Raw genomic sequence first — 9625 nt, 5'->3', positions numbered from 1 at the left:
TTCATGGTGTGGGCGTTTTGATTAAGCGTTAGAACTAAATCATGCCAGAAATGGGCGCCCACTCCCACCTTTTCGCTTGCGCTGCCAAGCAATTTTCATCCGTTCCGCTAGTTTTGCAAGAGGCTCATATGGACCCGTGGCCGCAATCTGGTATGTCGCCCCCGACTTCCCGAGCAAGGCGATCCCAGATACTGAAGTGAGCTTAAAAACCCTGTTTCTTCAGTTACATTGAACTTAACCAGGTTTTGACTTCCGCGTGGCTAATATTGTCCTGACTTCGGCCATGTTGGATGGCACCACCGTTCCCGACGGGCGCTTCTTGGTAGGGGCAGAGAGGAACTGGGCCGGCAAATTCAGCTGCTTGATGGCCCTGCCGCCAAGCACTCGGGGATAGGCGTTTTCGATGTCCGCAGTACCAGAGTCGTCCTTCCCAGGTGGTGAGGTAACGACAAATTCCAGTTTGGTGAGGCGTTTCGGTTTCATGCTGGGCTTCTGTAGCTTGCCCAATTATGCGCTTTTCCGGGGCCAAGCGCAAAAACCCACCTCTGTGCCCCGTGTTTGACGCAATAAACGCAGGAGTCACTCAGGGCGGCTACTAGCGACTATGGGAGGGACGTTTGAGGAGCGGCAACTGGCGGGGGTGTGCTTCCTCCTCTCCCGCAGATCTGCTCCGGTTGCCTTGCATCAATGGTGCAGAACGAACCTGATTTTCAGACCGTCTACAAGGCATCCAATCAAGCGCATTCATAGCAGTGCCCTGGTGGCGGTGCCATCTTTCCCCTTGCGTAAGGCGTGCGCTGCCCCATCTGCAACCGGTTACCCCTTCTTCCCGGACCAGCCCATGCCCGCGCGCGCCGTTTTCATCGTACTGGCACTCCTGTCAATATTGCATCTGTATATAGGCATGCGCCTGGTGCCGGCCATCGATCCGGGGCCGCCCGGCGTGGCGGTGGCGGTCGCGCTGCTGGCCGCATCGACCTTGCTGATGCCGGCCGGGCTGTTGTCGGTGCGCTTCAAGCGCTGGCGCTGGTCCGACCAGCTGGCGTGGGCTGGCATGCTGACCATGGGTTTGTTCTCCTCCCTGCTGGTACTGACGGTGCTGCGCGACGTGGCGCTGCTGGTGCTGACCGTGTTCGGCGCCGCCGGCCAGCCGGTCGTGCGCGGCACGGCCATTGCGGTGCCGCTGGTGGCGCTGGGCGTGACCCTGATTGGCCTGGTCAACGCGCGCCGGGTGGCGCGGGTAGTCGAGGTGGATGTGCCGATCGCCGGCCTGCCGGCCGCGCTGCACGGCTACACGATCGTCCAGATCTCCGACCTGCATGTGGGTCAGACCATCAAGCGCGGCTACCTGAACGCCATCGTCACCAGGGTCAATGCGCTCAAGCCCGACGCCATTGCGATAACCGGCGACGCGGTCGACGGCAGCGTGCGGCGCCTGCGCGCTCATACCGATCCGCTGGGGCGCCTGGCGGCCCGCGACGGCGCGTTTTTCGTCACCGGCAACCACGAATACTATTCCGGCGCCGACGAATGGATCGCCGAGATGCGCCGCCTGGGCCTGACGGTGCTGATGAACCAGCACGTGGTGTGCGAGCGCGGCGACGCGGCCCTGATGATCGCCGGCGTGACCGACTTCACCGCGCACCACTTCAACGAATCGCACCGCAGCAATCCGCGCGCGGCGGCGGCCGGCGCCCCCGATCACGTGAGCGTGCGCATCCTGCTCGCGCACCAGCCGCGCAGCGCCCCGGCGGCGGCGGACGCCGGCTTTCACCTGCAACTGTCGGGCCACACGCACGGCGGCCAGTTCTTCCCGTGGAACCTGTTCGTGCCCTTGCAGCAGCCGTTTACCGCAGGCCTGAACCGCATGCGCGATCTGTGGGTGTACACCAGTCGCGGCACCGGCTACTGGGGACCGCCCAAGCGCTTCGGGGCGCCGTCCGAAATCACGCGGGTGCGCCTGGTGGCTGCTTGATGGCCGGTCGAACCTTGAGCGTGACGTCCTCCGGCACGGATGGCGCAAATGCGCTATCGTTGCCATCCTTTTGCCATCTTCAAGGATTGACCGCATGTCACGCACGTACCATCAGCCTGTGTTGTCCCTTCTCGCCGCCAGCATGATCAGTGGCGGCGCGCTGGCCGCCGCTCCCGGTAACGACCCCGCCGCGCTGGCGGCCATCCGCGACAGCGCGCTCAAAAGCGACTGGGCCTACGAACGCCTGGCCGACATGACGGACCTGATCGGCCCGCGCCTGTCCGGATCGGCCGGCGCCGCCGCCGCCGTGACCCAGGTGGCCGACGCCATGCGCAAGCTGGGCGCCACCGTCACGCTGCAACCGGTCAAGGTGCCGCACTGGGTGCGCGGCGAAGAAAAGGGCGAACTGGTGGACTTTCGCGGGCGCCCGGCCGGCGTGACCCAGCGCGTGGTGCTCACCGCCCTGGGCGGCTCCTCGGCCACCCCGGCGGCCGGCCTGGTGGCGCCGGTGATCGTGGTGCGCAGTTTCGATGAGCTCAAGGCGCGCGGCGCCGAGGTGAAAGGGCGCATCGTGCTGTTCGACGTCGCCTTCGACCAGGGCATGGCCGAGCGCGGCCAGGCGTCGCAAGCCTATCGCCAGGGCGCGAAGTACCGCGTGGGCGGGCCGCGCATGGCGGCCGAGATGGGCGCGGCGGCGGCGCTGGTGCGCTCGGTCGGCGGGGCCGACTTCCGCCTGCCGCACACCGGCAACAGCGGCATGCGCGACGGCGCGCGCATGCCGGCGGCCGCCGTCAGCGCCGAAGACGCGATGCTGATGGTGCGCCTGGCCGCGCGCGGGCCGTTGTCCATGCGCCTGACGCTCACTCCGCAAACGCTGCCCGACGCCGACAGTTTCAACGTCATTGCCGACTTGCCCGGCACCGACAAGGCCGACGAAATCGTGATCGTTTCGGGCCACCTCGATTCGTGGGACCTGGCCACCGGCGCCAACGACGACGGTGCCGGCGTGGCCAGCGCGATGGCGGTGATCGACACGCTGAAAAAACTCGACTACCGGCCGCGCCGCACGATCCGCGTGATCGCCTGGGCCAACGAAGAAAACGGCGGGCGCGGTGCGCAGGCTTATTTTGAAGCGAACAAGGCGGCGGTGGGCAAGCAGATTGCCGCGATCGAGAGCGACAGCGGTGCGGGGCGCCCGTTCGGGCTGCGCGCCAGCGTGCTCGCGCGCGACGTGGCGCTGTTCGCGCCGCTGCAGGCCGCACTCGAACCGATGGGCGCCGGCGCCTTCCAGCGCAGCGATGCTCTCGGCAGCGGCGACCTGCACGAACTGGAACAGGCCGGCGTGCCGAGTTTTGCGCCGCTGATCGACACCGCCAACTACTTCCACTACCACCATTCGGCGGCCGATACGCTCGACAAGGTCGATCCGGAAAACCTGCGCCGCCATGTGGCGGTGATGGCCGCCACCACCTGGTTCCTGGCCAATACCGACAAGCCGGTGGCGCGCTGGGTCGACGCCGTAAAGGAGTAAGCGGCAGGCGGTGGAGGCGCCTCAGAAGGCGTCGAGCGGAATCTTCAGGTAACGCACCCCGTTCGCCTCCGGCGCCGGCAGTTGGCCGGCGTTGAGGTTGACCTGGATCGCCGGCAGGATCAGGGTCGGCATGGCCAGGGTGGCGTCGCGCCGCGTGCGCATGGCCACGAAGTCGGCTTCGCTCACGCCGTCATGCACGTGGATATTCTGTGCGCGCTGGGCGGCGACGGTGGTTTCCCAGGCCGGCGCGCGCCCTTCGGGCGGATAGTCGTGGCACATGAACAGGCGCGTACACGGGGCCAGCGCCAGGATGCGGCGCACCGACCGGTACAGCATGGCCGCGCTGCCGCCGGGGAAGTCGCAGCGCGCCGTACCCACATCCGGCATGAACAAGGTATCGCCCACAAACACGGCGTCGCCGATTTGGTACGCCATGTCGGCCGGCGTGTGCCCCGGCACGTGCAGCGCGCGCGCTTGCAGCTCGCCGATGGCGAAGTCTTCGTCGGGCGCGAACAGGTGGTTGAAGCGGCATGCTTCGCCGGCATCGGCGAACAGCGCCGCAAAGGCGCGCTGCACGGTGCGGATGCCGGCGCCGATGGCGGTGCGCCCGCCCAGTTGCGCGGCCAGGAAGGGCGCCGCCGACAGGTGGTCGGCGTGGGCGTGGGTTTCGAGCAGCCAGGCCACCGTGAGCGCCTGCGCGCGCACGAAGTCGATGACCCGCTCGGCCGACGCGGTGGACGTGCGTCCCGACGTGGGATCGAAATCGTGTACCGGATCGATGATCGCGCATGGCGTGCCGGGACCGGCGTGGACCACATAGGTGACGGTGGCGGTGCTGTCGTCGTAGAAGGCCTGGATCTGTGCTTGCGTCATTGCCAGATTATATGCCGGCCATGCGTTTCCGGCGGACGTAAAAAAGCCCGGCGGTTCCGTTGGGAACTGGCCGGGCCACTTGACGTTGTATCGTCTACAGGTTCAGGCGTGGCAGGTAGCCGCCTGGAATGATTCCGAAGACCGACAGGACGATCAGGATCAGGAGAATGATGAACAGCACGCGGACGATCTGCGCAACGGGAGCCGGCAGCGGCAGCATGCTGACGAGCCACCAGATCAATCCGAAGATGACCAGGTAGATGATGAGGCTGATGAGGATATTCATTTTGTTTTCCAATAAGGCTGTTGTTATTGATAAGTAGTGCGACAGAACGGACGATATCGGAAAAGCATCGGTCGATCCGTTCGGTAGGGCACATAAGCCCTCAGTCGACCAGCACGCGGCGCACGGCCCGGGCACGCCCCCGGAATGGCCGGCCATACATGGTCTGGATGCCGCTCGTGAAGTTTTGCCCCCACACCAGGTGCGCGCGCGGCTCCTGCGTTTCGCACGACCAGTACCACATGCGCTGGAAATGCTCATGCAGATTGGCGTAGAGCAATGACAGCTCGCGCCGCGTCGGCAATTCCCCACCGCAGGCCAGCGCCCAGTCGCGGGCGATTCTCCACGGCACATCCGCCGCTTCATCCGGCAACAGTACCAGATGGTGGTCGCGACAATTGTTCTTTCCGAGAATGAGGCCGGCGTAGTGCTCGCCGGCGCAAAGGGCGTGCCTGAGCTTCGTATAGTCGCGCATAGGTTCTCCATCGATGTGAATTGACGTTCTTTAGAGCGGCCCGGCGCACGCGAGTTGCATTTAAGTGTTTGATTTCTATGGAGGAACTAAAAATATGGTTTTCATACTTGACAGAAATTCTTTTGTCAAATCATTGAACCTAAATCTTTGATCCCGCTCAAACCTTGTTCATTCACGTCACAATGTAAGGAACCTGTAATGAATAAACTTGTCACTTTTGCTTCGGAAATCCGTGTCAACGCGTTGCTGTGCAGCAGCATGACGGTCTTGCTTGCCGCTTGCGGCGGCGGCAGCGGCGAACAGGACTTGTCCCAGGCTAAGCAACAAACGCAGACGGCCGGCTACATGGTCAGCGCAGAAGGGGCCAGCGCCGAGGCGGCGCCGGTCGACGCGCTGATGGCCAGCCGTGCCGACGGCGAACAGGCCGATGCAAGCACGGTTGCGGCCCCGGGCGGCGCCGCCCAGGCTGCGGACGCCGCTCCATCCAATTACAGCGAGAAAGATTTTGCCCTCATCGGTTACGGCGCCGGCGATGCCATGCCGGCCACGGCCAGCGCCAGCGCCTACGGCGCCAACGATGCGGCCGCCCTGGCCGCCGCCACCGCGCCCCAGGGCCCGGAGGTGACGGTATCGGCGCAAGCGGTTCCCGTCATTCCCTCGACGACCTACAAGTTTTACGTGGCGCCGAACGGCAAGGACAGCAACGCCGGCAGCGCCGCCGCGCCGTTCAAGACGATTGCCCGCGCTGCGCGCGCGACCAGGGGCAGCACCACCGTGTTGGTGGCGCCCGGCACCTACGCCGGCGGCATCAAGACCACCGTCAGCGGCGCCGCTTCGGCGCGCATCTATTTCGTCTCGACCAGCAAATGGGGCGCGAAGATCGTCGCTTCCGGTGCCAGCGGCAAGACCGGTTGGGATAACCGCGGCAACTACGTCGACATCGTCGGCTTCGAAGTCAACGGCAAGGGTGGCAAGTGGACCGGCGGCATCTACAATGGCGGTTCCTACGACATGATCCGCGCCAATTACGTGCATGACATCGCCAAGGGCGTCGCTTGCAACAGCGGCGGCGGTTCGGCGATCGGCGTGGACAGCTACTACAAGGGCGTCAAGTCCGACGTCGTCGGCAACCTCGTGCATGATATCGGCCCGGCCGGCTGCCGCTTCGTGCAGGGCATCTACATCAGCACCTCGGGCAGCGTGAAGAACAACGTGGTCTACCGCGTGGCCGAAGGCGCGATCCACCTGTGGCACGACGCCAACCGCGTGATCATCACCAACAATACGGTGACGACCTCGAACACCGGCATCATTGTCGGCGGCGGCGACTTCTATCACTCCAGGGGTCCGGCCGATTACATCGCCGTGTACAGCAACATCGTGTACGACAACAAGATGGGCGTGTCGGAGCAGGGCAAGACGGGCAAAAACAATACTTACCGCAACAACCTGGTATTCAAGAACGCGACCTACAACTGGCAGCTCAAAAATGGCCTGACCCACACCGGCACCGTCAGTTCCGAACCGCTGTTCGTGGCCTACAGCCGCAGCGGCACGCCGGACCTGCGCCTGTCCAGCAGTTCGCCCGCGATCGGGCGCGGCACCCCGACCGAAGCGCTCGACTACGACTTCCTTGAGCGTCCACGCAATGCGGCGACCGGTTTCGACATCGGCGCCTATCAGCACTGATTGCCTGTAAAACAGCGATAACTCCCCCGATGCGACTGGCCGGCGACGGCTGGCGCATCGTCAATACGGCGCGCCCGGTTCGACCACCGGGCGCGCGCATGTGGCAGCGATCCCTTACGATGCGGGGAAAACCCCTATCGTTGAAGGAGATCCCCCCCATGTTGCCGACCCTGTTGCGCAGCCCCTTGTCCTGTTGCGTCGCCGCCGCCCTGACGGCGCTGGCGCCGCCCGCCGCACTGGCGCAGTGGCCCACCAGCGATGCGGCGCCGGCCGCCAAAGGCTGGCGCGCGGAAACGGTAAGCGAAGGCTTGTCCCATCCCTGGGCCATGGGTTCGTTGCCGGACGGGCGACTGCTGGTGAGCACCAAGAATGGCAAGCTGTATATGCTCAAGGGCAAGCGCTTCGAGGAAGTGCCGATGGAAGGTTTGCCGCCGGTCTTCAGCAACGGTCAGGGCGGCCTGCTCGACATCGCCATCCATCCGGGCGACAAGGCCAATCCGCGCATCTACATGACGATGGCCACTGGCACCGATGAAGCCAACCGGACCACCCTGGTGCAGGGCGTGTTCGACGGCAAGCGCGTGAAGGGCATCAAGACCTTGTTCCGCGCCCGGCCCGACAAGAGCGGCGGCCAGCATTTCGGCTCGCGCCTGCTGTGGCAGAAGGATGGTACCTTGTTGATGAGTATTGGCGACGGCGGCAATCCACCGCAGCAGGTGGGCGGCATGCTGGCGCGCGACCAGGCCCAGAACCTTTCCAGCCACAACGGTTCGATCCTGCGCCTGACCGATGCCGGCAAGGCCGCGCCGGGCAATCCGCTGGCCACGCGCCCGGGCGCGCTGCCCGAAATCTGGAGTTACGGCCACCGCAATATCCAGGGCATGGCGCTCGACGCCAATGGCCGCGTGTGGGCCAGCGAACACGGACCACGCGGCGGCGATGAACTGAACCTGATCGAAGGGGGCCAAAATTATGGCTGGCCGCTGCAAAGCTACGGGCGCGATTACCGCACGGGCGAGCCGGTCGGCCAGTTGCTCGTGCCCGGCATGAGGCAGCCCAGGATTGCCTGGGTGCCGTCGCCGGGCGCGTCCGGCCTGGCGCAGTACAGCGGCAGCCAGTTTCCGCAATGGCGCGGCAGCCTGTTCAGCGGGGGCCTGGCCACCACCGACGTGCGCCGCATCGTGCTCGACAAGGACGCGCATGTGGTGTCGCAAGAACGCCTGCTGATCGGCAAGCGCGTGCGCGATGTGCGCCAGGGACCTGACGGGCATCTGTACGTCATCACCGACGAAGACAAGGGCCAGTTGCTGCGCATCGTGCCGCAGTAAGCGCCATCCGATGAAGAAATGAAAAGCCCACGCATGCGTGGGCTTGACGTGCTGGCAAAGCGGGATTTGCCGGTGCCGCCGCAGGCGGCGTCAGCTATCCGTATCGTCGTTCAGCTGCGCCGCCTGTCCCGACGAATTGAGGGCGTCGGACGCGCCCACCGGCGTCTGGCCAAACGATTGAATGGTGCCGCCCATGAATTCGTAACCGGTCAGCGACGGCCCCCAGTTGCTGCCGTCCCACCACTTGTGATACAGCGCGCTGTCCGACCCGGTAGCGAACACATCGAGACGGTTGGCCGCCCACGACACCACGTGTGCTTGCGAGGACAGGATGCCGCCCATGCCTTCGAAGCCCGTCAGCGACGGCCCCCAGTTGCTGCCGTCCCACCATTTGTGATACAGCGCGCTGTCGGTGCCGACCACAAACACGTCGAGCCGGTTCGGTCCCCACGACACCGCTTCGGGGTTGCCGATGCACACGCCGCCGAGGCGTTCCAGGTTGTTCCCGGCGGGCAGCCACTGGCTGCCGTTCCACCACTTGTGATACAGCGCGCCATCCGTGCCGGTGACGAACACGTCGAGGCGGTTGTTGCCCCATGCTACCGCGCGCGGGGCCGAGGTGCAGACGCCGCCCAGGCGTTCGTAGCCGGTCAGCGACGGCCCCCAGTTGCTGCCGTCCCACCACTTGTGATACAGCGCGCGGTCGGTGCCGATGACGAACAGGTCGAGCCGGTTCGGTCCCCAGGAGACGACTTCGGGCTGCTCCATGATGATGCCGCCCATGTTTTCATAACCGGTCAGCGACGGTCCCCAGGTCGAGCCGCTGCGCCACTTGTGATACAGCGCACGGTCGGTGCCGAGCACGAACACGTCGAGCCGGTTGGGACCCCACGAGATGGCGCGCGGGTCGCCGATGCACACGCCGCCCAGGTTGGTGTAGCCGGTCAGCGACGGTACCCAGGCGCTGCCGTTGAAATTCTTGTGATACAGGGCGCTGTCGGTGCCTGTGACAAACAGGTCGAGCCGGTTGGGCTGGGTCGAGATGGCCTGCGGCATGCTGGTGCCGACCCCGCCCATGAATTCGTAGCTGGTCACGGACGGGTTCCAGCTCGCGCCGTTCCACCATTTGTGATACATGCCGCGGTTGGTGCCGAGCGTGAACACGTCGAGCCGGTTCGGACCCCATGCCACGACCGGCCCCGAGCTGGGCTTGCGCGGGCCGGCTTGCAGCGCCAGCGCCTGGGCGCCGGGGATATCGCCCTGGACGGCGGCGCCGGCCGCCGGCTGGCTTCTCATGCTCGCGCCCGGCATGCCGTGCGCGCCTTGCGCGGCGGCGCTGGCGCCGCTAGTGTAGTGTTGCATTCTGTTTGCCGCTTAAGCGGCTGTTGGCGCGAATTACCTTTTGCAGGATATCGCGCGCAGTTGCTGTCCAAATAAATGGCTTCGGATTGGCATTGTGGTGCGCGACATA

At 65.2% G+C, this 9625-nt stretch carries 9 protein-coding genes and 1 pseudogene; 4 read left to right on the top strand and 6 right to left on the bottom strand.

Features of this window, described 5'->3' with window-relative positions:
• Positions 1–234: 234 nt before the first annotated feature.
• On the bottom strand, positions 235–483 hold the full coding sequence (locus F1735_RS31240) for a hypothetical protein (protein WP_167240625.1): 249 nt from the start codon (positions 481–483) through the stop codon (positions 235–237).
• Between the two features lie 358 nt (positions 484–841).
• Between F1735_RS31240 and F1735_RS31235 the strand changes: the two genes are divergently transcribed.
• Both F1735_RS31235 and F1735_RS31230 read left to right on the top strand, forming a co-directional pair.
• Entirely contained in the window at positions 842–1975 is a 1134-nt protein-coding gene (locus F1735_RS31235) for a metallophosphoesterase (RefSeq protein ID WP_167240623.1), read from the top strand.
• A gap of 94 nt (positions 1976–2069) precedes the next feature.
• Positions 2070–3506 carry a M20/M25/M40 family metallo-hydrolase gene (locus F1735_RS31230; protein WP_167240621.1) on the top strand — a complete coding sequence of 479 codons (1437 nt, stop codon included), beginning with the start codon at positions 2070–2072 and terminating at the stop codon, positions 3504–3506.
• Positions 3507–3527: 21 nt separating this feature from the next.
• Here the strand turns inward: F1735_RS31230 and F1735_RS31225 are convergent, their stop codons facing one another.
• From F1735_RS31225 to F1735_RS31215, 3 genes are all read right to left on the bottom strand, one after another.
• The gene (locus F1735_RS31225) at positions 3528–4379 is read right to left on the bottom strand and encodes an MBL fold metallo-hydrolase (RefSeq protein ID WP_167240619.1); all 852 of its coding nucleotides are present in this window, start codon (positions 4377–4379) and stop codon (positions 3528–3530) included.
• Between the two features lie 94 nt (positions 4380–4473).
• Complete coding sequence (locus F1735_RS31220; protein WP_126073335.1) at positions 4474–4665, bottom strand: Thivi_2564 family membrane protein; 192 nt, start codon at positions 4663–4665, stop codon at positions 4474–4476.
• 100 nt (positions 4666–4765) lie between these two features.
• Positions 4766–5137, bottom strand: a complete 372-nt coding sequence (locus F1735_RS31215; RefSeq protein ID WP_167240617.1) for a DUF1566 domain-containing protein — start codon at positions 5135–5137, stop codon at positions 4766–4768.
• A 198-nt stretch (positions 5138–5335) separates the two neighbouring features.
• Here F1735_RS31215 and F1735_RS31210 point away from each other — a divergent pair, with 198 nt between their 5' ends.
• Together F1735_RS31210 and F1735_RS31205 are read left to right on the top strand one after the other, a co-directional pair.
• On the top strand, positions 5336–6826 hold the full coding sequence (locus F1735_RS31210) for a choice-of-anchor Q domain-containing protein (RefSeq protein WP_167240615.1): 1491 nt from the start codon (positions 5336–5338) through the stop codon (positions 6824–6826).
• A 158-nt stretch (positions 6827–6984) separates the two neighbouring features.
• Positions 6985–8154, top strand: coding sequence for a PQQ-dependent sugar dehydrogenase (locus F1735_RS31205; protein ID WP_167240614.1), 1170 nt, complete (start codon positions 6985–6987; stop codon positions 8152–8154).
• Positions 8155–8244: 90 nt separating this feature from the next.
• Here F1735_RS31205 and F1735_RS31200 read toward each other — a convergent pair whose 3' ends face one another.
• Both F1735_RS31200 and F1735_RS36995 read right to left on the bottom strand, forming a co-directional pair.
• Positions 8245–9516, bottom strand: a complete 1272-nt coding sequence (locus tag F1735_RS31200) for a hypothetical protein (RefSeq protein ID WP_167240612.1) — start codon at positions 9514–9516, stop codon at positions 8245–8247.
• A pseudogene (locus tag F1735_RS36995) lies at positions 9500–9625 on the bottom strand (IS630 family transposase); the annotation flags it as partial. The gene F1735_RS31200 and the pseudogene F1735_RS36995, both read right to left, overlap by 17 nt.

It is taken from the genome of Massilia genomosp. 1, assembly GCF_011682185.1.
GTDB classification, from domain to species: Bacteria; Pseudomonadota; Gammaproteobacteria; order Burkholderiales; family Burkholderiaceae_D; genus Telluria_A; species Telluria_A rubra.
Note: the sequence above shows the minus strand (reverse complement) of the source record. Positions and strands in the feature narration are given on the sequence as shown.

Coding starts and splice junctions, on each gene's coding strand:
- F1735_RS31240 (WP_167240625.1), bottom strand. CDS start 483: ATGAAACCGAAACGCCTCACCAAACTGGAATTTGTCGTTACCTCACCA.
- F1735_RS31235 (WP_167240623.1), top strand. CDS start 842: ATGCCCGCGCGCGCCGTTTTCATCGTACTGGCACTCCTGTCAATATTG.
- F1735_RS31230 (WP_167240621.1), top strand. CDS start 2,070: ATGTCACGCACGTACCATCAGCCTGTGTTGTCCCTTCTCGCCGCCAGC.
- F1735_RS31225 (WP_167240619.1), bottom strand. CDS start 4,379: ATGACGCAAGCACAGATCCAGGCCTTCTACGACGACAGCACCGCCACC.
- F1735_RS31220 (WP_126073335.1), bottom strand. CDS start 4,665: ATGAATATCCTCATCAGCCTCATCATCTACCTGGTCATCTTCGGATTG.
- F1735_RS31215 (WP_167240617.1), bottom strand. CDS start 5,137: ATGCGCGACTATACGAAGCTCAGGCACGCCCTTTGCGCCGGCGAGCAC.
- F1735_RS31210 (WP_167240615.1), top strand. CDS start 5,336: ATGAATAAACTTGTCACTTTTGCTTCGGAAATCCGTGTCAACGCGTTG.
- F1735_RS31205 (WP_167240614.1), top strand. CDS start 6,985: ATGTTGCCGACCCTGTTGCGCAGCCCCTTGTCCTGTTGCGTCGCCGCC.
- F1735_RS31200 (WP_167240612.1), bottom strand. CDS start 9,516: ATGCAACACTACACTAGCGGCGCCAGCGCCGCCGCGCAAGGCGCGCAC.